Source organism: Modestobacter lacusdianchii (assembly GCF_054177765.1).
In genome coordinates this window covers 194080-215763 of record NZ_JBJJTJ010000004.1, presented here as the reverse complement: position 1 = coordinate 215763, position 21684 = coordinate 194080, and the positions used below count along the sequence as shown (strand labels likewise).

The window sequence follows — 21684 nt, the reverse complement described above, 5'->3', positions numbered from 1 at the left end:
CGCGGGCGGGGGTCCAGCCGCCACCGGGCGGGGGTGAGGTCGACGGCCTGGTCGACCAGCAGGGCGGCCGCGCGGCCGATCATGGCGGCGCCGGCGCCGCGGGCGGGCAGCTCGGGCAGGTGCGGCAGGTCGGGCAGCTCCCCGACCACCAGCCGCATCGCCTCCAGCGGGTCGGTGCCCGGCAGCGACCCGACGCCAGAGGCCGGCCCCCACGGTGTGGGGACCGGCCTCAGGTCATCGCTGCCGGCAGGGTCGCCGGCCGGGGTGGTGACGTCGTCGGGGAGGTCGTTCGGCGTGGCCACGGTGTCGACCGTAGCCCGCCGTCCCGGCCTCACCGGCAACGGTCAGGCCCCGCCGGTGCTCACCGGCCGAAGAGCAGCTTCAGCCGCTTGACCAGCTCCAGCCAGTACGGGTCGAGGGTGAACGTGTCGCTCGCCGTCTCCCCCGACGCCCCGGTGAGGGTCACCGTGTGCTCACCGGCCGGCAGCAGCAGCGGCACCCGCCCGGTGGCGGTGACGTCGCCGTTGCGGTCGGCCTTCACGGTGCCCAGCTTCGCGCCGTTGGACAGCGTGACGGTGACCTTCTCCCCGGGCGTGAACGCGGTGCCGATGACGGTCACCCGGTCACCACGGAAGGGGGTGTCGTCGCTGATCGCCGCGGTGGCGTCGCAGGCCGGACCCACCCGCCCCGGCCCGTTCAGGCCGGAGGTGCCGTCCACGGTGGTCGACGGGGCCGGCTCCACCGTGCTGCCACCGAGACCGGTCGCCGGCTCCGGCGTCGGGAACGTGGCCGCCTGACCGTGGTCGGCCGCCGGCGGCGTCACCGGGGAGTTCGCCTCGAAGTAGGCGACCGCGGTGTCGACGTCGACCGGGCCGGTGGCCGGGTCGGTGCCGTTGGTGAACGCGGTGAAGGCGTCACCGCCACCGATCAGGAAGGAGTTGGCCACCACGCGGTAGGACGCCGCCGGGTCGACGACCTCGCCGTCCAGGGTGATCGACGCCGGGTCGACCCGCTGCCCGTAGGGCTGGCTCAGGTCGTACCGGTAGGAGAAGCCCTCCGAGGTGCCCAGCCGCAGGTTGTTGCCCCGCGGTCCGCCGTTGGCCTGGAACTGCTGCTCCAGCACCGCCCGGATGTCGGCGCCGGTGAGCGTCACGACGTTCACCGTGTTGCCGAACGGCTGCACGTTGAACAGCTCGGCGTAGGTGGTCTCGCCGGCCAGGATGTCGGTGCGCAGGCCGCCCGGGTTCATGAACGCGACCACCGGCTCCCCGAAGGAGGGGTCGGCCTGGATCGCGGCCAGCTGCATCTCGGCGACCAGGTTGCCCAGGCTCGACTCGCCGTCCCGGACCGGGACGAAGACGCCGTCGGGACCGAAGGTGCCGGCCCGGCGGATGTCGGCCGCGGCCTCACCGACCACCCGGTCGCCGGCCTCGGCGGCCTGGGCGGTCCAGTAGTCGACGATCCGGTCGAGCTCCGGGTCCTCGGCGTCGCGCACGTTCAGCACGTTGCCGGCCCGGTAGTCCGCGCAGAGCCGGTCGACGTCACCGGTCCGCCCGTCCAGGACCAGGCGGATGTCGGTGAACATCCGGCCGTAGTACTCGGCCTGGGTGACCAGCCGCGGCTGGCCCTCGGGGTCGGTGAGCATGCAGTTGTAGCCCTGGTGGCTGTGCGCGCTGACGATCAGGTCGACGGCCGCGACGGTCTCGGCGTTGATGTCGACGATCGGGCCGGTGAGCTGGGCGCACCCGTTGGGGTCGGTGGCGTCCGTGCCCGGGTTCTCCCCGCCCTCGTGCACCAGCGCGACGATCGCCTCGACGCCCTGCGCCTGCAGCTCGGGCACGTAGCGGTTGATCGCCTCGGCCTCGTCGACGAACTCGACGTCGGCGATGCCGGACGGCGAGACGATGGTCGGGGTGGTGTCGGTGACCACGCCGATGAAGCCGAGCTTCTTCCCGCCGCCGACCTCCACCACGGAGTACGCCGGCAGCATCGGCTCGCCGGTCTCCCGGGAGACCACGTTCGCGGCCAGGTAGGGGAACTCGGTGCCGGCGAACGCCTCGCCGGTGCTGTCGGTGAAGCAGCCGGTGACGCCGGGCTCGACGCCCTCGCAGGCGGTCACGTCGTCGGTGGCGGTGCCGTCGGTGGCGCCGGAGACCCGGCGCAGCTCGTCGGTGCCGCGGTCGAACTCGTGGTTGCCGACGACGGAGACGGCCATGTCCAGGGCGTTGGCGACCTCGATGGTCGACTCGTCCCGGAAGACGCTGGACTCGAACGGCGAGGCGCCGATCACGTCGCCCAGGCCGATCAGCAGGGAGTCGTCCGCGGCGCCGCCGTCGGCGACGAAGTCCGCGGTGGCCCGGTCGATGGTCGCGGCGAGGCTCGCGGCGCCGCCGACCTCGACGACGACGTCGTCCGCCGTGCCGTACAGCCCGTCGGTGCCGGGCGAGGTGCCCTCGCCGTCGTCGCCGGTGGGCTGGTTGATCCGGCCGTGGAAGTCGTTGACGGTGAGCAGCTGGACCGGGACGTCGGCGGCCGGGGCCGTCGGCTTCGACGGACCGTGCGGGGCGGCAGAGGCCACCGTGGGCAGCCCGACGACGGCGATCGTCGCCGCCGTCAGGGCTGCCAGGGAGAGGCGCGTTCGGCGCAAGGAGGGTCCTCCTGGACAGGCGTCACCGGGCCGACCTCAGGGGCGGCCACCAGCGACACGATCGACCCCGCCCGGGCGAGCGGGACACTGCGGACCGGCCGGAACCGATCCGTCACGGCACGCTAGCTCGCCCGATCGGGTGAGCCAAGAGCCAGCTGTGAAACGTCGGGTGCGGTTAACCCGCGCGACAGACGGCGGCCTGGCCGAGCACCCGGTCACCCCGGGCGGCATCGGGTGCGTACAGCACCGCCGACTGCCCCGGTGCCACCCCGCGCTGCCGCTCGAGCAGCTCGATCCGCAGGCCGCCGCCCTCGGTGGCCGAGACCGCGCAGGGCACCGGGGAGCCGTGCGCCCGCAGCTGCACCTGGGCGGTGAAGGGCAGGTCGGGCACCGGCCCGGTCCAGCTGGGGGTGCCGGTGACGACCTCGCCGACCTCGGCCTGCTCGGCGGTGCCGATGGTGACCGTGCGGCTGACCGGCTCGATGCCGAGCACGTAGCGCGGCCGCTGGTCGCCCGCGGTGACCCCCAGGCCGCGGCGCTGCCCGACGGTGAAGCCGTAGGCGCCGGCGTGCGTGCCCACGGTCGCCCCGGTGGCCGCGTCCACGACCGGGCCGGGCTGCTCGCCCAGCCGGCGGGCGAGGAAGCCGCGGGTGTCACCGTCGGAGATGAAGCAGATGTCGTGCGAGTCGGGCTTGGTCGCGACCGCGTAGCCCCGCTCGGCGGCGAGCTCGCGCACCCGCTCCTTGGTCATCGACCCGAGCGGGAACACCGCGCCGGCGAGCTGGTCGGCGGTGAGCACCCCCAGCACGTAGGACTGGTCCTTGGCCGCGTCCACCGACCGCCGCAGCTCACCGTCGGCGAGCCGGGCGTGGTGGCCGGTGACGACGGCGTCGAAGCCCAGGGCCCGGGCCCGGTCCAGCACCGCGGAGAACTTGATCTTCTCGTTGCAGCGCAGGCAGGGGTTCGGCGTCCGGCCGGCGGCGTACTCGGCGACGAAGTCCTCGACGACGTCCTCGCGGAACCGGTCGGCGAGGTCCCAGACGTAGAACGGGATGCCGAGGGAGTCCGCGACCCGGCGGGCGTCGTGGGCGTCCTCGACGCTGCAGCAGCCGCGGGCGCCGCTGCGCAGCGTCTGGCGGTCCGGGGAGAGCGCGAGGTGCACGCCGGTGACGTCGTGGCCGGCCTCGACGGCCAGCGCGGCGGCGACCGCGGAGTCCACTCCCCCGCTCATCGCGGCGATGACCCTCATCGGGCACCCGCCCGGCGGGCCCGCTCGACGACCGGGCCGATCACCTCGAGCAGGGCGTCGACGTCGGCGTCGGTGGAGGTGTGCCCCAGGCTGAACCGCAGCGAGCTGCGGGCCCGCGCGGCGTCGGCACCCGCGGCGAGCAGCACGTGGCTCGGGCGCGCCACACCCGCGCTGCACGCCGACCCGGTGGAGCACTCGATGCCGCGGGCGTCCAGCAGCATCAGCAGGGCGTCACCCTCGGCGCCGGGGAAGGACAGGTGCGCGTTGCCCGGCAGCCGGCCGGGGCCACCGGCGACGACGTCGTCCAGGGCCGGGCCGTTCAGCTGCGCGTCGGGCACCTGGGCGATCACGCCGGCGACCAGCCGGTCGCGCAGCGCGGTGAGCCGTGCGGTGCGCTCGCCCCGGTCGGCGACGGCGGCCTGCACGGCCGTGGCCAGGCCCACGATCGCGGCGACGTCGAGCGTGCCGGAGCGGACGTCGCGCTCCTGCCCACCCCCGTGCAGCAGGGGCGTGCACTCGGCGTCCCGGCGCAGCAGCAGGGCCCCGGCGCCCATCGGCCCACCCAGCTTGTGGCCGGTCATGGTGAGCGCGTCGACCCCGCTGCCGGAGAAGTCGAGCGGCAGCTGACCGACCGCCTGCACCGCGTCGGTGTGCAGCGGCACCCCGACCTCGTGGGCGACCTCGGCCAGCGCGGCGAGGTCGCTGACCGCGCCGATCTCGTTGTTGGCCCACATCACGCTGGCCACGGCGACGTCCCGCCCGTCGCCGAGCGCGTCGGCCAGCGACTCGGGCGCCACCCGGCCGGAGGGCTCGACGCGCAGCCAGGTGACCTCGGCCGCGTCGTGCTTCTCCAGCCACTCCACGCTGTCCAGGACGGCGTGGTGCTCGGCCGGGCTGGCCACGATCCGGCGCCGGCGCTGGTCGGCGGTGCGCCGGGCCCAGTAGAGGCCCTTGACGGCGAGGTTGTCGCCCTCGGTGCCACCGGCGGTGAACAGCACCTCCGACGGCCGGGCGCCCAGCGCCGCGGCCAGCTGCTCACGCGACTGCTCGGCCACCCGCCGGGCCTCCCGGCCGCTGGCGTGCAGCGAGGACGCGTTGCCGACCCGGCCCAGCTGCTCGGCCATCGCCGCGAGCGCGGCGGGGAGCATCGGCGTCGTGGCCGCGTGGTCGAGGTAGGTCATGGCACGGCCAGCGTAGGCGTCGCCCACCGGGGCGTGCCCGGCCGCGTCCGGCTGGTGGAAGTGCGCACGGCCTGTCGTCTCCTCGACCCGGTCGGACGTGCGTCGGGCGCCGACCCGGAGGCCGGCGCCCGACGCGACGTGCTGGTACCGCCCTCCCGAGGGAGGGCCCTGCTGCTACTTGCGGGCGGCGATCTGCTCGGTGGCGGCCGGGACGACGGTGTTCAGGTCACCGACGACGCCGAAGTCGGCCAGCTCGAAGATCGGCGCCTCGGGGTCCTTGTTGACCGCGACGATCGTCTTCGAGGTCTGCATGCCCGCCCGGTGCTGGATCGCACCGGAGATGCCGACGGCGATGTAGAGCTGGGGCGAGACCGTCTTGCCGGTCTGCCCGACCTGGAAGGAGTGCGGGTAGAAGCCGGAGTCGACGGCGGCCCGGGAGGCGCCGACGGCGGCCCCCAGGGAGTCGGCGAGGCCCTCGATGACGGAGAAGTTCTCCGCGCTGGCCACGCCGCGCCCACCGGAGACCACGATCGAGGCCTCGGTCAGCTCGGGCCGGTTGGACTTCTGCTCCACCACGCGGTCGAGCACCCGGGTCTGCTTGGCGGCCTCGGAGACGGTGACCGGCACGGTCTCCTCGGTGCCTGCGGCCGGGGCCGGCTCGGGGGTGACCGAGTTGCCGCGCAGGGTGTAGATCGGGGTGCCGACGGTGACCTGCGAGTGCACGATCGTCGCCCCGGCGAAGGCCACCTGGGTGGCGGTGCCGTCGGCGGCGATCTCGGTGACGTCGGTCAGGAAGCCGCTGCCGGTCTTGATGGCCAGCCGGCCGGCGATCTCCTTGCCCTCCGGGGAGGACGGGATGACCACGGCGGCGGGCTGCCTGTCGGTGACCAGCTGGGCCAGCACCTCGGCCTTGGGCGCGACCAGGTAGGCGTCGACGTCCTCGGACTCGGCGACGTAGACCTTGGCCGCGCCGTACTCGGCCAGCGTGTCCTTGATGCCGGCGGCGGTGCCGGGGGCGCCGATGACGACGGCCGAGGGCTCACCGAGGGCACGCGCCGCGGTCAGCGCCTCCAGGGTGGTCTTGCGGGGCCCGCCGGCGGCGGGGTTGAGCTCGGCCAGGACCAGGACCTCAGCCATGGGGATCGTCTCCTCTTCGAGTACGGGTGTCGGGGCTCGGCGGCCGGGTCAGACGATCTTCTGGGCGGCCAGGTAGCCCACGAGCTTCTCGGCCCCGTCGCCCTCGTCGGTGACCTTCACGCCCTCGCCCTTGGGCGGGCGGCCGGCGAACTCGAGGACCTTGCTGGTGGCGGTGGCCAGGCCGACGGTGCCCGGGTCGATGCCCAGGTCGGCCAGCGTCTTGGTCTCCACCGGCTTCTTCTTGGCGGCCATGATCCCCTTGAAGGAGGGGTAGCGCGGCTCGTTGATCGTGTCCCAGGTGGAGACGATCGCCGGCAGCGGCGCCTCGACCTCCCAGTACCCACCGTCGGTCTGCCGCTCGATCTTGGCCATCGAGCCCTCGATCGTGAGCTTGCGGGCGCCGGACAGCTGCGGGATGCCCAGCCGCTCGGACAGCAGCGCCGGCATCACCGACACCTGCCCGTCGGTGGACTCGGCGCCGCACAGCACCAGGTCGTACTCCAGCTGCGACAGCGCCGCGGCGATGATCGCGCTGGTCTGCGGCGCGCAGGCGCCGTGGATCGCCGGGTCGGAGACGTGCACCGCCTTGTCCGCGCCCATCGACAGGGCCTTGCGGATGGCGTCGGTGGCGGTGTCGGGGCCGACGGTCAGCACGGTGACCTCGCCGCCGTGGGCCTCCTTGACCGTCAGCGCCTCCTCGATGGCGTACTCGTCCATCTCGTTGATCACGTTGTCGGCGGTCGCCCGCGCGACGGTGTTGTCCGACGGGTCCAGCTTCCGCTCGCTGCCGGAGTCGGGGACCTGCTTGACCAGAACGACGATGTTCATCGTCAGACCATCCTCCGTGTCGTCTCGTGGCACGGGCGGTGCCCGCCTCGCTGCCGATCATCGAGGCTACTTGCGGGTAACACCCGCTGGGCAGGGAGGGGGTTGGTGACCCGGGTCACCCGGCGGGCGCCCACTCCCCGGTGCGGGCGAAGTGCTCCAGGACGGCGGTGTGCGGCGCCAGGTCCAGGCCCTGACCGGCCACCCACTGGTCGTCGTAGTAGGTGCAGGCGTAGCGCTCGCCGCCGTCGCACAGCAACGTGACCACGCTCCCGGTGCGCCCGGCCGCGACCATCTCGGCCACCAGGGAGAACGCCCCCCACAGGTTGGTCCCGGTCGACGCCCCCGCCCGGCGGCCGGTCGCCCGCTCCAGGTGCCGCATCGCGGCCAGCGACGCGGCGTCGGGCACGCACACCATCCGGTCGACGATCGTCGGCACGAACGACGGCTCCACCCGCGGGCGCCCGATGCCCTCGATCCGCGAGCCGCGGCCGGTCGTGGCCGGGTCGGCGTCCCGCCAGCCGGGGAAGAACGCCGAGCCCTCCGGGTCGACGACGGCCAGCCGGGTGGGCAGCCGGCGGTACCGCACGTACCGGCCGATGGTCGCGCTGGTGCCGCCGGTGCCGGCGCCGACCACCACCCACTCCGGCACCGGGTGCCGCTCCCGGCCCATCTGCTCGAACACCGACTCGGCGATGTTGTTGTTGCCCCGCCAGTCGGTGGCCCGCTCGGCGTTGGTGAACTGGTCCAGGTAGTGCCCACCGGTCTCGGCGGCGATCCGGCGGGCCTCGTCGTAGACGCTGCCGGCGTCGGCGACCAGGTGGCAGCGGCCGCCGTGGAACTCGATCAGCGCGATCTTCTCCGCGCTCGTCGTCGCCGGCATCACCGCCACGAACGGCAGGCCCAGCATCCGGGCGAAGTAGGCCTCGCTGACCGCGGTCGAGCCGCTGGAGGCCTCCACCACGGTGCTGCCCTCGTGCAGCTGCCCCGAGCACAGCGCGTAGAGGAACAGCGAGCGGGCCAGCCGGTGCTTCAGGCTGCCGGTCGGGTGCGTCGACTCGTCCTTGAGGTAGAGGTCGACGCCCCACTCCGGGGGCAGCGGGTAGACCAGCAGGTGGGTGTCGGCGCTGCGGTGCGCGTCGGCCTCGACCAAGGCCACCGCTCGCTCGACCCAGGCGCGGTCGGTGCGGTCGGAGCGGTCGACGTCAGCGGGGCCCGGAGCGGTCACCCCGGCATGATCCCGCACCACCGCCGTCCGGCTCGGTGTGCCTGGGGACGGTCAGCGGCCGGTGAAGGTCGCCTTGCCGGGGCCCTGCTCCAGGAACGAGCGCATGCCGGTCGCCTGGTCCTCGGTGTCGAACAGCTCGGCGAACAGCCGGCTCTCCAGCGCCAGGCCGGTGTCCAGGTCGCCGTCCAGCCCCTCGTCGATCGCGCGCTTGGCCGCGGCCAGGGCCAGCGGCGGGCCGGCGGCGAACTTGCGGGCCATCGCCACGGCGGTCGGGTAGACCTCCTCGTCCGGGACGACGGCGTCGGCCAGCCCCATCTCCAGGGCCTCCTCGGCGCCCACGTGCCGGCCGGTGAACACCAGGTCCTTGGCCTTGGCCGGACCGACCAGCCGGGCCAGCCGCTGGGTGCCGCCCGCGCCCGGGATCACGCCCAGCTGGATCTCCGGCTGCCCCACCTTGGCGCTGCTGCCCAGCACCCGGAAGTCGGCGCACAGTGCCAGTTCGTATCCCCCGCCCAGGGCGTAGCCGGTGACCGCGGCGATCACCGGCTTGGGGATGCGGGCCACCGCGGTGAACGACGCGGTCAGCTCCCGACCCCAGGCGACCATGCTCGCGCCGGTCAGCTGGGACATCGCCTTGATGTCGGCGCCGGCGGCGAACACCCGCTCACCGCCGTAGAGCACGACGGCCCGCACGTCGGCCCGCTCGGTCGCCTGCAGTGCCGCCGCCCGGACCTCCCGGTGCAGCTGCTCGTCGATCGCGTTCATCTTCGGCCGGTCGAGCCGGATGGTGCCGACGCCGTCCTCGACCTGCAGGGTGACGAACTCCGGGTCTGCCATGACTGCCTCCTGCTGGTGGTCCGGGACGTCCTCGTCCGCCGCAGCCTAGGGCGGCGTCTCAGGCAGCGCGGCGCGCGCTGAACCGGCCGCCCTCGCGCTTGACGTCCAGCGGCAGGCCGAACGCCTCGGACAGCAACGGGGCGGTGAGCACCTCGTCGACCGGGCCGGCCGAGACGACCTCACCGCCGCGCAGCAGCAGCGCGTGGGTGTAGCCCGGCGGGATCTCCTCGACGTGGTGGGTGACCAGCACCTGCGCCGGGGCGTTCGGGTCCTCCGCCAGCGCGGACAACCGGGCGACCAGGTCCTCCCGGCCGCCGAGGTCCAGTCCGGCGCCGGGCTCGTCGAGCAGCAGCAGCTCCGGGTCGGTCATCAGGGCACGGGCGATCTGGGTGCGCTTGCGCTCCCCCTCCGACAGCGTGCCGAAGGGCCGGTGCGCCATCCGGGCCACGCCCCACTGCTGCATCAGCACCGCGGCCCGGGTCAGGTCGGCGACGTCGTAGCGCTCCCGCCACCGGCCGACGACGGCGTACCCGGCGCTGACCACGATGTCGCCCACCCGCTCGCTCGGGTTGATCCGCTGGGCGAGCGCCGCGCTGGTCAGCCCGATGCGGGGGCGCAGCTCGAAGACGTCGACCGCGCCGAGGGTCTCCCCGAGGATCCCGACCTCCCCGCGGGTGGGGTGCAGCTGCGCGCCGACCAGCTGCAGCAGCGTGGTCTTCCCCGCCCCGTTGGGGCCCAGCAGGACCCAGCGTTCCTCGGGCCGGACGGTCCAGTCGACCCCGCGCAACAGGTGCGCCTGGCCTCGGACGACGTCCACACCCCGGATCTCGACGACCGGCTCAGTCCACACGTGGCCCATCAGACCATCCCGCCCCGCGTCGCGGGCACCGGGCTCGGGGCGAGTCGGGCACGATGGCCGACGTGACCGATCTGAGCGCGTCGACCGCCGGCCGGCAGGTGGAGGTGTGGCCCGGCGTCCCGGCGCCGCTGGGCGCCCACTGGGACGGCACCGGCACCAACTTCGCCCTCTGGTCGGCGGGCGCCTCAGCGGTCGACCTGTGCCTGTTCGACCCCGACGGCAGCGAGCACCGCCAGCGCCTGCAGGAGACCACCCACCAGGTCTGGCACGGCCGGCTGCCCGGCGTCGGGCCGGGCCAGCGCTACGGCTACCGGGTGCACGGGCACCACGACCCGGCCTCCGGGGCCCGGTACAACCCGGCGAAGCTGCTGCTGGACCCCTACGCCCGGGCCGTGGACGGCGAGCTGCGCCTGGACGACGCGCTGTTCGGCTGGGACCGCACCGACCCCACCCGCCCCGACCCCGCCGACTCCGCACCGTTCGTGCCCCGCGGCGTGGTCATCCACGACTCCTTCCCGTGGGAGGGCGACACGGTGCTGCGCACCCCGTGGTCGGACACCGTCGTCTACGAGGTGCACGTCAAGGGCGCGACCATGCGGCACCCGGACGTCCCGCCGGCGCTGCGCGGCACCTACGCGGGCCTGGCCCACCCGGCGTTCGTCGAGCACCTGGTCTCCCTGGGGGTGACCGCGGTCGAGCTGCTGCCGGTGCACCACTTCGTCAGCGAGCCGCACCTGCTGCGCCGCGACCTCACCAACCACTGGGGCTACAACACCCTGGGCTACTTCGCCCCGCACGCCGCCTACAGCTCGATGGGCTCGGGCGGGGCCCAGGTGACCGAGTTCAAGGCGATGGTCAAGGCACTGCACGCCGCGGGCATCGAGGTGATCCTCGACGTCGTCTACAACCACACGGCCGAGGGCGACCACACCGGCCCGACGCTGTCCTTCCGCGGCATCGACAACGGCGGCTACTACCGGCTGAACGGCGAGGACCCCTCCCGCTACACCGACTACACCGGCTGCGGCAACACCCTCGACGTCCGCCGTCCGCCGGTGCTGGCGCTGCTGATGGACTCGCTGCGCTACTGGGTGACCGAGATGCACGTGGACGGGTTCCGCTTCGACCTCGCCTCGGCGCTCGCCCGCTCCATGCACGACGTCGACCGGCTGTCGGCCTTCTTCGACGTCGTCCACCAGGACCCGGTGGTCAGCACGGTGAAGCTGATCGCCGAGCCGTGGGACGTCGGCGAGGGCGGCTACCAGGTGGGCAACTTCCCGCCGCCGTGGACCGAGTGGAACGGCAAGTACCGGGACACCGTGCGCGACGTCTGGTCCGGCGCCCGGGTCGGGGTGCGGGACCTCGCCTACCGGCTGACCGGCTCCTCGGACCTGTACCGCTCCGACGGCCGTCGCCCCTTCGCCTCGGTCAACTTCGTCACCGCCCACGACGGCTTCACCATGGCCGACCTGGTGACCTACGAGCAGAAGCGCAACGAGGCCAACGGCGAGGACAACCGGGACGGCGAGAGCCACAACCGCAACTGGAACTGCGGCGTCGAAGGCCCCACCGACGACCCCGCGGTGACCGAGCTGCGGGCCCGCCAGGTGCGCAACCACCTGGCCACGCTGCTGCTGTCCACCGGCGTGCCGATGCTCACCGCCGGTGACGAGCTGGGCCGCACCCAGGGCGGCAACAACAACGCCTACTGCCAGGACAACGAGGTCTCCTGGCTGGACTGGGGCGCCATCGACGCGGACCTGTGGAGCTTCGTCGCGCACGCCATCGCGCTGCGCCGCAGCTCACCGGCGCTGCGCCAGGAGGCCTTCTTCGAGGGCAGCGAGGTGCCCGGCACCGGCGGGACCCGCGACCTGGCCTGGTTCGCCCCGGGCGGTGAGCAGCTGGCCAGCAGCGACTGGTTCGACACCGGCCTGCAGACCATCGGCATGTACCTCGACGGCCGGGGGCTGCGGCTGCGCGACCAGCGCGGCCGGCCGGTCATCGACGACTCCTGGCTGATCTGGCTGCACGCCGGCGCCGACCCGGTGGACGTCGTCCTGCCCGGGGCCCCGTGGGGCGACGGCTACGAGCTGGTGCTGGCCACCGAGTACGCCACCGGCACCCCGCCCGAACCCACGGCGCTGGCGCCCGGGCGCGCGCAGCTGCCCGGCCGGTCGGTCTGGGCGCTGCGCGTGCTGCGCAACGTCTGAGGCGATCCTCCGGATCGCTCCGCGGCCAGCGGCCGTCCCGACGACGGTGAGCCGCCCCGTCGCTCGACCGCGGGACCCTCCGGGCCCCACTCCTCCCGATCACCCGGCCCCGGCTCACCCACGCCGTCCAGGTCCGCCGGAACGCGAGAGGCCCCGTTCCCGGGTGGGAACGGGGCCTCTCGGCGTGGGACTGCCTACTCGGCGGCCTGCTCGAAGGTGATGACGGTCCAGCCGAGCAGCAGCCGGTCGCCGTCGGCGAGGGGGTGCGGCACGCCCGGCTCCAGCTGGGTCCACTCGGTGGCCTCGGGGCCGGCGACGTGGGTGCCGTTCAGCGAGCCGAGGTCGGTCAGCGAGACCTCCCGGCCGGAGCGCTGGATCGCGGCGTGGGCCGAGGACAGCACGTTCTGGGTGTCGGCGATCGGGACCGGGCGGGCCGTGCCGCCGGTGACCAGGTCGTGGCCGTCGGGACGGCGACCGAGCACGAGGTCCTCGTCGACGGTGACGACCATGCCGTCGTCGAAGCGCAGCACCGGCGCGGCCGGCGGCTCGGGCCGCCAGAACGCGGTCTGCTCGCCGCCCTGGCCGACCGGCTGGCTGGCGATCCGGCCGGAGTTGCCGAAGCCGGCGTCGGACCCTGCGGTGAACGACTCGCCGCTGGGCAGCGCGGTGGCCGGCGGGACGACCGAGGCCGACGCGGGGGCGGCCAGCTGCAGCAGCGCACCGGAACCCGGGACGGTGCCCTCGACCAGGTCGAGGGCGACGCCCGGTGGCATGGCGGCGGCCGGCTGCCCCGGGCCGACGTAGAGGGTCTGGCCGAGGGAGAACCCGGCGGCGAGCGTGCAGCCGTCGACGGCGGAGCCCGACACCGGCACCCCGTCCACGGCCGGCTGGCCCTTGCCCGACCACAGCGCCACGCCGGTGCCGGTGCCGCCGGTGGTGTCGGCGAGCACCAGGGCGAAGGAGGCCGGGCCGTCGGCCAGCCGGGTCACCTGCCCGGCCACCGCCGCCAGCACCCGGTCGGCGCCGGGACCGGCGACCCCCAGGCAGGCGTGCAGCGCCGCCACCAGCGCCGGCGACCCGGGGGCGTCGACCCACAGCAGGCCACCGCCACGGCGGGCGACGACAGAGTCTCCGGGGAGCACCTCACAGCGGTCGGGCATGACGGCCAGCCTAATGACCGCACGGGGCTCCGGTGACCGCGCGGCACCGTGGCACGCCGTGTCATCCGTCCGTTGTGCACGACCAGTACCAGCGGTCACACCCGTCGCAGCACGGTGGACACCGACCGGGGTCGGATGACCACCTACTGTGCCTGACCGGACGACGAGCATGCGACGGTCCGCACCCGAAACGGCCCTGCTGCAGGGGCCCGCGCCGAGCTCGCGAGGCGTGGGGGGCAGCAGGGTCCTTCATCAGGCGTTGACCACGAGCCCCAGCTCGGCCGGCACCACGAGGGCCGCCGAGTGCGGCAGCACCCGCACCGTGTACCCGAAGGCGCCGGTGCGGGTCAGCGGCACCGTGCCGGTGAACCAGTGCCGCGACCCCTCGGTGTGCTCGTGCCGCAGCGGCGCCGTCGTCACCGCGTGCAGCCGGTCGGCGTCGTCCACCCGCCCGTAGGCCGCCTCGACCAGGACGTCGGACGGGGCGAGCCCGGGCAGCTCGACCTCGGCCCGCAGGTCGATGCCGCCACCGATCTCCGGGGTCTCCCCCACCCCGGTGGCCTCCACGTGCGCCACCCGCACGCCGGGCCAGTTCTCCAGCAGTCGCGCCCGCCAGACCGCCTCGGCCCGGGCCGCCTCGTACCCGTCGCCCGCCATCGCCCGCGCCGACCCGGCCGCGGGCACGTACAGCCGCTGCACGTAGTCGCGCACCATCCGGGTGGCCAGCACCTTGGGGCCGGTCTCCCGGAGGGTGTCGCGGACCATCTCCACCCAGCGGGTCGGGACGCCGTCGCCGTCCACCTCGTAGAAGCGGGGCAGCACCTGCCGGTCGAGCAGCTCGTAGATGGCCTGGGCCTCCACCTCGTCCCGCCGGTCGGGGTCGGCGACCCCGTCTGCGGTCGGGATCGCCCAGCCGTTCTGGCCGTCGAACCACTCGTCCCACCAGCCGTCGCGGATGGAGAGGTTGAGCCCGCCGTTGAGCGCGGACTTCATGCCCGAGGTGCCGCAGGCCTCCAGCGGGCGCAGCGGGTTGTTCAGCCAGACGTCGCAGCCCCAGTACAGGTAGCGGGCCATGCCGATGTCGTAGTTGGGCAGGAAGGCGATCCGGTGCCGGATCTCCGGGTCGTCGGCGAACTTCACCATCTGCTGGATCAGCTGCTTGCCGCCGTCGTCGGCCGGGTGGCTCTTGCCCGCGATGACCAGCTGCATCGGCCGCTGCTCGTCCAGCAGCAGCGCCTTGAGCCGCGCCGGGTCGCGCAGCATCAGGGTGAGCCGCTTGTACGACGGCACGCGCCGGGCGAACCCGACGGTGAGCACGTCGGGGTCGAAGGCCGTCTCGATCCAGCCCAGCTCGGCCTCGGCCGCACCGCGGGACAGCGCGGTCGCCCGCACCCGCCGCCGCACCTCCTCCACCAGCCGGCCACGCAGCAGCCGCCGGGTGGCCCACAGCTCCCCGGAGGAGATCCGGTCGACCCCGTCGAAGTGCACGTCGCCGTCGACGTCCAGGGGGTCGCCCTGGCTGGTGGTCTGGGTGCCCAGCTCCACCAGCTCCCGGGCCGTCCAGGTCGGGGCGTGCACCCCGTTGGTGATCGACCCGATCGGGACGTCGTCGGCGTCGAAGCCGGGCCACAGGGCACCGAACATGTCCCGGCTGACGTGCCCGTGCAGCTGGCTCACCCCGTTGGCCCGCTGCCCCAGCCGCAGGCCCATGTGCGCCATGTTGAACTTGCTCGGGTCCTCCTCGGCGCCCAGCGGCAGCAGCTGGTCGACCGGGACGCCGAAGCCGGCGAAGTAGCGCTCGATCAGCGCCCGCGGGAAGCGGTCGATGCCCGCGGGCACCGGCGTGTGCGTGGTGAACACCGTGCCGCCGCGCACCGCCTGCAGGGCCTCGGCGAAGGACAGCCCGTGCGACTCGGTCAGCTCCCGGATGCGCTCGACGCCCTGGAAGCCGGCGTGGCCCTCGTTGGCGTGGAACACCTCCGGCTGCGGGGTGCCGGTGAGCGAGCAGAAGGCCCGCAGCGCCCGGACGCCGCCGATGCCCAGCAGCATCTCCTGGCGGAGCCGGTGGTCCTCCCCGCCGCCGTAGAGCCGGTCGGTGACCCCGCGCTCGGCCGGGGCGTTCTCCTCGATGTCGCTGTCCAGCAGCAGCAGCGAGACGCGGCCGACCTGGGCCCGGTACACGTGGGCGTGCAGCAACCGGCCCTCCGGCAGCGGCACGGTGATCAGCACCGCGTTCCGGTCGGCGTCGCGCAGCAGCTTCAGCGGCAGGCCGTGCGGGTCGAGCGCCGGGTAGTGCTCCAGCTGCCAGCCGTCGGCGGACAGCCCCTGGGAGAAGTAGCCCGACCGGTACAGCAGGCCGACGCCGATCAGCGGGACCCCGAGGTCGGAGGCGGCCTTCAGGTGGTCCCCGGCGAGGATGCCCAGCCCGCCGGAGTACTGCGGGAGGACCTCGGTGATGCCGAACTCGGCGGAGAAGTAGGCGATCGAGGTGGGCGCCCCGGGACCGAGGGACTGGTACCAGTGCGGCGCCTGCAGGTAGTCGCGGAGGTCGTCGGCGGCGGCCTGCAGCCGGCCGAGGAACTCCCGGTCGTCGGCCAGCGTCGCCAGCCGCTCTGCGGACACCTCGCCGAGCACCCGGACCGGGTCACCGCCGCAGCTGCCCCACAGCTCGGGGTCCAGGGCCTCGAACAGGTCGCGGGTCTCGGGGTGCCACGACCAGCGCAGGTTCGTGACCAGCTGGGACAGCGGCAGCAGCGCCTCGGGGAGGGCGGCGCGGACGGTCAGTCTGCGGAGGGCTCGCACCCGGCCGACCCTAGCGGCCGGAGACGTCCGGCAGCGGTCCGAGAGCGAGCTGGGTCACATCCGCCCGGCTCCGCGGTGTCCACGCCGTCCCCCGGTCTCCCCCTCCCGGCTGACTGCGCAGGCCGCCGAGGTGCCCGCTGGCTTCGATCTAGATAGCGTTGCGGCGATGACTGGCCGCGCTGACCTCCGCCTCGGCATCTCCGATGTCGCCCCCGTCGTGTCCTGCGGGTCGTTCTCGACCCGCGCCGTGGTCGGTGAGCACCTGCCGATCACCGCCACCGTCTTCCGCGAGGGCCACGACGCCGTCGCGGCCAACGTCGTCCTCACGCCCCCGGACGGGGACGCCGCGGCGCAGCCGCTGGTGCGGATGACCAAGTTCGGCCCCGAGCCCGACCGGTGGGTCGCCACCGTCGTGCCCGACCGCGAGGGGCTGTGGAGCTACCACGTCGAGGCGTGGGACGACCCGCTGAGCACCTGGCACCACGACGTCGAGGTGAAGGTCGAGGCCGGGCAGGGCCCCGACGAACTGGCCAACGACCTCGAGTCCGGGGCACGGCTGCTCGAGGAGGTCGCCGGCGGCGCCCCCGACGAGCACCGCGACGCCCTCCTCGGCGCGGCCGCCGCCCTCCGCGACGGGTCGCTGGAGCTGACCGCCCGGATCGCCCCGGCGCTCTCCCCCGCGCTGCAGCGCGTGCTGCACGACCACCCGGTGCGCCGGCTGGTCACCCCCTCCCAGCGGATCGAGCTGTGGGTCGACCGCCCGCGCGCGCTCTACGGCTCCTGGTACGAGTTCTTCCCCCGCTCGGAGGGCCCGGTGGTCGGCGGCACCCCGACCCACGGCACCTTCGCCCAGGCCGCCGAGCGGCTGCCGGCGATCGCCGACATGGCCTTCGACGTCGTCTACCTGCCCCCGATCCACCCGATCGGCAAGGTCAACCGCAAGGGCAAGAACAACACCCTGGTGGCCGAGCCCGACGACGTCGGCTCACCGTGGGCGATCGGCAGCGACGAGGGCGGGCACGACGCCGTCCACCCGCAGCTGGGCACCCTCGACGACTTCAAGGCCTTCGTCGCCCGCACCCGTGAGCTGGGCATGGAGGTCGCGCTCGACCTGGCCCTGCAGGCGGCGCCGGACCACCCCTGGGTGCAGTCGCACCCCGAGTGGTTCACCACCAAGCCCGACGGCACGATCGCCTACGCGGAGAACCCGCCGAAGAAGTACCAGGACATCTACCCGATCAACTTCGACAACGACCCCGAGGGCATCTACGCCGAGGTCCTGCGGGTCGTGCGGCACTGGACGGACGCCGGCGTGCGGGTGTTCCGGGTCGACAACCCGCACACCAAGCCGCTGAACTTCTGGCACTGGCTGATCTGGGAGGTCAAGAAGACCGACCCGGACGTGCTGTTCCTGGCCGAGGCGTTCACCCGGCCGGCGATGATGCACCAGCTGGCCCGGATCGGCTTCACCCAGAGCTACACCTACTTCACCTGGCGCACCGAGCGCTGGGAGCTGGAGGAGTACGGCCGGGAGCTGGCCAGCAACGCGCACTACATGCGGCCGAACTTCTTCGTGAACACCCCGGACATCCTGCACGAGACCCTGCAGGTGGGCGGCCCGCCGATGTTCAAGATCCGCGCGGCGCTCGCCTCGATGATGAGCCCGACCTGGGGCGTCTACTCCGGGTACGAGCTCTTCGAGCACGTCGGTCTGCGGCCGGGCAGCGAGGAGTACCTGGACACCGAGAAGTTCCAGCTGCGCCCGCGGGACTGGGCCGCCGCCGAGGCCTCCGGCCGCACCCTCGCGCCCTACCTGCGCCGGCTCAACGAGATCCGCCGCGCGCACCCGGCGCTGCAGCAGCTGCGGACGCTGCGGTTCCACGCGGTCGACAACGAGAACCTCATCTGCTTCTCCAAGACCGACCCCGGCTCGGACGACGCGGTGCTGGTGGTGGTGTCGTTGAACAGCACCTACACCCAGATCGGCACCACGGCCCTGGACATGCCCGCCCTCGGGCTGGACTGGTCCGACCGGTTCGCCGTCACGGACGAGATCACCGGCGCCCGCTACGACTGGGGGCAGGCCAACTACGTCGAGCTCGACCCCTACCGCGAGCCGGCCCACGTGTTCACCGTGCACCGCAGCCTGCCCACCCCGATCCAGCCCCAGTGACCCCCTGACCCGTCCTCACCCGCCGTCGTGGCGCCGGCCGAGCCGCCGGCCGGCGCCCTCGTCGCCCAGATCCACTCCCAGCAACGAACGAGGACCGAGTTCATGACCCTCCCCGTCCCCGCACAGTCGACCCCCGGTGCGGGCGAGCAGTCGGCCGAGTCAGCGCTGCCCCCGCCGGGGAGCGACCCCGAGTGGTTCAAGCGCGCCGTCTTCTACGAGGTGCTCGTCCGCGGGTTCGCCGACAGCAACGCCGACGGCATCGGCGACCTGCGCGGCATGATCGGCAAGCTCGACTACCTGCAGTGGCTCGGCGTCGACTGCCTCTGGCTGCCCCCGTTCTTCGCCTCCCCGCTGCGCGACGGCGGCTACGACGTCAGCGACTACACCGCGGTGCTGCCGGAGTTCGGCGACATCGAGGACTTCAAGGAGCTGATCGAGGCCGCCCACTCCCGCGGCATGCGGATGATCATCGACTTCGTCATGAACCACACCTCGGACCAGCACCCCTGGTTCCAGGCCAGCCGCAGCGACCCCGAGGGCCCCTACGGCGACTTCTACGTGTGGGCCGACGACGACACCGGCTACGCCGACGCCCGGATCATCTTCGTCGACACCGAGAGCTCGAACTGGACGTTCGACCCGGTGCGCAAGCAGTACTTCTGGCACCGCTTCTTCAGCCACCAGCCCGACCTGAACTTCGAGAACCCGAAGGTGCAGGAGGCGATCCTCGACGCCCTGCGCTTCTGGCTGGACCTGGGCATCGACGGCTTCCGTCTCGACGCCGTCCCCTACCTGTTCGAGGAGGAGGGGACCAACTGCGAGAACCTCCCGAAGACCCACGCGTTCCTCAAGGAGGTGCGCAAGGTCGTCGACGCCGAGTACCCCGACCGGGTGCTGCTGTGCGAGGCGAACCAGTGGCCGGCCGACGTCGTCGAGTACTTCGGCGAGAACGGCGACGAGTGCCAGATGGCCTTCCACTTCCCGGTGATGCCGCGCCTGTTCATGGCCGTGCGCCGGGAACAGCGCTTCCCCATCTCCGAGATCATGGCCCAGACGCCGGCCATCCCGGAGAACTGCCAGTGGGGCGTCTTCCTCCGCAACCACGACGAGCTGACCCTGGAGATGGTCACCGACGAGGAGCGGGACTACATGTGGGGGGAGTACGCCAAGGACCCCCGGATGAAGGCCAACATCGGCATCCGCCGGCGGCTGGCCCCGCTGCTGGACAACGACCTGGACACCCTCGAGCTGTTCACCGCCCTGCTGATGTCGCTGCCCGGCTCGCCGGTCATGTACTACGGCGACGAGATCGGGATGGGCGACAACATCTGGCTCGGTGACCGCGACGGTGTGCGCACCCCGATGCAGTGGACGCCGGACCGCAACGGCGGCTTCTCCACCGCGGACCCCCAGCGCATGCACCTGCCGCTGGTCGCCGACCCGGTCTACGGGTTCCAGGTCACCAACGTCGAGGCCCAGCTGCGGAACTCGAACTCGCTGCTGCACTGGACCCGGACGATGATCTCGATCCGCAAGCAGCACCCGACCTTCGGCGTCGGCAGCTTCACCGAGATCGGATCGCGCAACCCCACGGTGCTGTCGTTCGTCCGCGAGTTCGGCGACGACATCGTGCTGTGCGTGAACAACCTGTCCCGGTTCCCGCAGCCGGTGGAGCTGGACCTCCGCCGCTTCGAGGGCTACACCCCGGTCGAGCTGACCGGTCGCGTGCAGTTCCCCCAGATCGGGGTGCTGCCGTACATGCTCACCCTCGGTGGCCACGGCTTCTACTGGTTCGAGCTCTCCAAGCCCGCCGCCCCGGCGGCCGAGGAGGAGGAGAGCTGGGAGACGACGGTGAGCAGCAGCGTGGCGCAGTCCCTGCTCGACGCCGGCGTCGTCGGCGCGACCGAGGCCCCGGCCGGAAGCGGTGGCCTCGGTGCCGAGGCCCCCACCACCACGACCCACGGAGAAGCCTGATGAGCGCTCTGACCGACATGCTCGCGGACTGGATGCCCGGGCAGCGCTGGTTCGGCGGCAAGGGCCGGGAGTGGGCCGGGGTGGCCGAGGAGGGGTTCTTCCTCGACCAGTCCGACCCGGCGCTGTCGGTGCACCGGGTCCGGGTCACCTACACCGACGGCGCGTCGGAGACCTACCTGGTCCCGCTGTCCTGGCGGAACGCCCCCGCCGAGGAGCTGTCCACGGCCTTCGTCGGCGCGGTGCCCGGTGCGCAGGGTGAGAACTACGCCTACGACGCGATGCGCGACCGGGACGCCACCGTCCCGTGGCTGACCCACCTGGTGGCCGCCTCGACCGTCGGCCCGATGCGCTTCCACCCGGCCGGGGTGTCCTACATCCCCGAGGGCGTGCCCGGCGACGTCATCTCCACCGAGCAGAGCAACACCTCCCTGGTCTACGGCGAGAGCGCGATCCTCAAGCTGTTCCGCCGGCTGGAGCCGGGGCTGAACCCGGACGTGGAGATCCACGACGCGCTCCGCCAGGCCGACAACGAGCACATCGCGCCACTGCTCGGGCACATCGAGATCGACGACCCGAACGGCCTCGAGCCGGCGACGGTGGCGATGCTGCAGACCTTCGTGCCCAACGCCAGCGACGGCTGGCGGCTGGCCACCTCCAGCGTGCGCGACCTCTACGCCGAGGCCGACCTGCACGCCGACGAGGTGGGCGGGGACTTCGCCGGGGAGAGCGAGCGGCTGGGCGAGGCCACCGCCTCGGTGCACGCCGACCTCGCCCGGGTGCTGCCCTCCGAGCCCGCCGACCGGGCCTGGTACGCCACCGTCGCCGAGCAGATGACCGCCCGGCTGGAGGCGGCGCTCGCCGTCGTCCCGGACCTGGCCGAGCACGGGGACGCGCTGCGCGCGCTCTACGCGGCCGTGGCCGGGACCGACGAGCCGGTGGTGCGTCAGCGGGTGCACGGCGACCTGCACCTGGGCCAGGTGCTCCGGACGACGACCGGCTGGATCGTGCTCGACTTCGAGGGCGAGCCGGCCCGGCCGCTGGCCTCCCGCCGCGAGCTGGACACCCCGCTGCGCGACGTGGCCGGCATGCTCCGTTCCTTCGACTACGCCGCCCGGCACATGCTCGTCGAGCAGCCGGATGACCCGCAGCGGGCCTACCGCGCCCAGGAGTGGGCCGAGCGCAACCGCGCCGCCTTCTGCGCCGGCTACTCCGCCGGTGGCGGCGTCCCCCTTTCCGATGACTCTGCGCTGCTGCGTGCTCTCGAGGCCGACAAGGCGGTGTACGAGTGCGTCTACGAAGCGCGCAACCGCCCGCACTGGTTGATGATCCCGCTCAGCTCGCTGTCCCGGTTGACCTCCGGCGACTGATGGAGGACCCCTCTGCCCCCACCACTCGCAAGCTC

General features: G+C 73.4%; 14 protein-coding genes and 1 pseudogene. 4 read left to right on the top strand and 11 right to left on the bottom strand.

Annotated elements, in window-relative coordinates; translation table 11 throughout:
* The 9 genes and pseudogenes from ACJTNH_RS04650 to ACJTNH_RS04610 all read right to left on the bottom strand — a co-directional run.
* Positions 1-302 (bottom strand): annotated as a pseudogene (locus ACJTNH_RS04650) (methionine synthase); the annotation flags it as partial.
* 59 nt (positions 303-361) lie between these two features.
* Complete coding sequence (locus ACJTNH_RS04645) at positions 362-2647, bottom strand: bifunctional metallophosphatase/5'-nucleotidase (RefSeq protein ID WP_458173101.1); 2286 nt, start codon at positions 2645-2647, stop codon at positions 362-364.
* A gap of 175 nt (positions 2648-2822) precedes the next feature.
* Positions 2823-3896, bottom strand: a complete 1074-nt coding sequence (gene mnmA / locus ACJTNH_RS04640; RefSeq protein ID WP_458173100.1) for a tRNA 2-thiouridine(34) synthase MnmA — start codon at positions 3894-3896, stop codon at positions 2823-2825.
* Positions 3893-5077 carry a cysteine desulfurase family protein gene (locus ACJTNH_RS04635; protein ID WP_458173099.1) on the bottom strand — a complete coding sequence of 395 codons (1185 nt, stop codon included), beginning with the start codon at positions 5075-5077 and terminating at the stop codon, positions 3893-3895. The genes mnmA and ACJTNH_RS04635 overlap by 4 nt, the downstream gene beginning before the upstream one ends.
* A gap of 174 nt (positions 5078-5251) precedes the next feature.
* Positions 5252-6214 (bottom strand): electron transfer flavoprotein subunit alpha/FixB family protein, encoded by a 963-nt coding sequence (locus ACJTNH_RS04630; RefSeq protein ID WP_458173098.1) that lies wholly within the window; start codon positions 6212-6214, stop codon positions 5252-5254.
* 48 nt (positions 6215-6262) lie between these two features.
* Positions 6263-7042 carry an electron transfer flavoprotein subunit beta/FixA family protein gene (locus ACJTNH_RS04625; RefSeq protein WP_458173097.1) on the bottom strand — a complete coding sequence of 260 codons (780 nt, stop codon included), beginning with the start codon at positions 7040-7042 and terminating at the stop codon, positions 6263-6265.
* Between the two features lie 115 nt (positions 7043-7157).
* The gene (gene cds1, locus ACJTNH_RS04620; RefSeq protein ID WP_458173096.1) at positions 7158-8267 is read right to left on the bottom strand and encodes an L-cysteine desulfhydrase Cds1; all 1110 of its coding nucleotides are present in this window, start codon (positions 8265-8267) and stop codon (positions 7158-7160) included.
* A 51-nt stretch (positions 8268-8318) separates the two neighbouring features.
* A complete protein-coding gene (locus ACJTNH_RS04615) occupies positions 8319-9104 on the bottom strand; it encodes an enoyl-CoA hydratase/isomerase family protein (protein WP_458173095.1) in 786 nt (261 codons plus the stop codon).
* 58 nt (positions 9105-9162) lie between these two features.
* Positions 9163-9921, bottom strand: a complete 759-nt coding sequence (locus tag ACJTNH_RS04610; protein WP_458173094.1) for an ABC transporter ATP-binding protein — start codon at positions 9919-9921, stop codon at positions 9163-9165.
* Between the two features lie 104 nt (positions 9922-10025).
* Here ACJTNH_RS04610 and glgX point away from each other — a divergent pair, with 104 nt between their 5' ends.
* Positions 10026-12173: a glycogen debranching protein GlgX gene (gene glgX / locus ACJTNH_RS04605; protein ID WP_458173093.1), complete on the top strand. Its 2148-nt coding sequence runs from the start codon at positions 10026-10028 to the stop codon at positions 12171-12173.
* 194 nt (positions 12174-12367) lie between these two features.
* Here the strand turns inward: glgX and ACJTNH_RS04600 are convergent, their stop codons facing one another.
* Both ACJTNH_RS04600 and glgP read right to left on the bottom strand, forming a co-directional pair.
* The gene (locus ACJTNH_RS04600) at positions 12368-13333 is read right to left on the bottom strand and encodes an FHA domain-containing protein (protein ID WP_458173092.1); all 966 of its coding nucleotides are present in this window, start codon (positions 13331-13333) and stop codon (positions 12368-12370) included.
* 252 nt (positions 13334-13585) lie between these two features.
* The gene (gene glgP, locus ACJTNH_RS04595; protein ID WP_458173091.1) at positions 13586-16135 is read right to left on the bottom strand and encodes an alpha-glucan family phosphorylase; all 2550 of its coding nucleotides are present in this window, start codon (positions 16133-16135) and stop codon (positions 13586-13588) included.
* 166 nt (positions 16136-16301) lie between these two features.
* Between glgP and ACJTNH_RS04590 the strand changes: the two genes are divergently transcribed.
* The 3 genes from ACJTNH_RS04590 (at position 16302) to ACJTNH_RS04580 (ending at position 21649) form a co-directional block, all read left to right on the top strand.
* Complete coding sequence (locus ACJTNH_RS04590; RefSeq protein WP_458173090.1) at positions 16302-18308, top strand: alpha-1,4-glucan--maltose-1-phosphate maltosyltransferase; 2007 nt, start codon at positions 16302-16304, stop codon at positions 18306-18308.
* 102 nt (positions 18309-18410) lie between these two features.
* A complete protein-coding gene (treS, locus tag ACJTNH_RS04585) occupies positions 18411-20282 on the top strand; it encodes a maltose alpha-D-glucosyltransferase (RefSeq protein ID WP_458173089.1) in 1872 nt (623 codons plus the stop codon).
* Positions 20282-21649, top strand: a complete 1368-nt coding sequence (locus tag ACJTNH_RS04580; protein ID WP_458173088.1) for a maltokinase N-terminal cap-like domain-containing protein — start codon at positions 20282-20284, stop codon at positions 21647-21649. Before treS ends, ACJTNH_RS04580 begins: the two co-directional genes overlap by 1 nt.
* Positions 21650-21684 lie beyond the last annotated feature (35 nt).

Bases quoted from the DNA above. Each gene is read 5' to 3' on its own strand.
- ACJTNH_RS04625 (WP_458173097.1), bottom strand. From the start codon at position 7,042: ATGAACATCGTCGTTCTGGTCAAGCAGGTCCCCGACTCCGGCAGCGAG.
- ACJTNH_RS04615 (WP_458173095.1), bottom strand. From the start codon at position 9,104: ATGGCAGACCCGGAGTTCGTCACCCTGCAGGTCGAGGACGGCGTCGGC.
- ACJTNH_RS04630 (WP_458173098.1), bottom strand. From the start codon at position 6,214: ATGGCTGAGGTCCTGGTCCTGGCCGAGCTCAACCCCGCCGCCGGCGGG.
- ACJTNH_RS04600 (WP_458173092.1), bottom strand. From the start codon at position 13,333: ATGCCCGACCGCTGTGAGGTGCTCCCCGGAGACTCTGTCGTCGCCCGC.
- ACJTNH_RS04590 (WP_458173090.1), top strand. From the start codon at position 16,302: ATGACTGGCCGCGCTGACCTCCGCCTCGGCATCTCCGATGTCGCCCCC.
- treS (WP_458173089.1), top strand. From the start codon at position 18,411: ATGACCCTCCCCGTCCCCGCACAGTCGACCCCCGGTGCGGGCGAGCAG.
- ACJTNH_RS04580 (WP_458173088.1), top strand. From the start codon at position 20,282: ATGAGCGCTCTGACCGACATGCTCGCGGACTGGATGCCCGGGCAGCGC.
- ACJTNH_RS04635 (WP_458173099.1), bottom strand. From the start codon at position 5,077: ATGACCTACCTCGACCACGCGGCCACGACGCCGATGCTCCCCGCCGCG.
- mnmA (WP_458173100.1), bottom strand. From the start codon at position 3,896: ATGAGGGTCATCGCCGCGATGAGCGGGGGAGTGGACTCCGCGGTCGCC.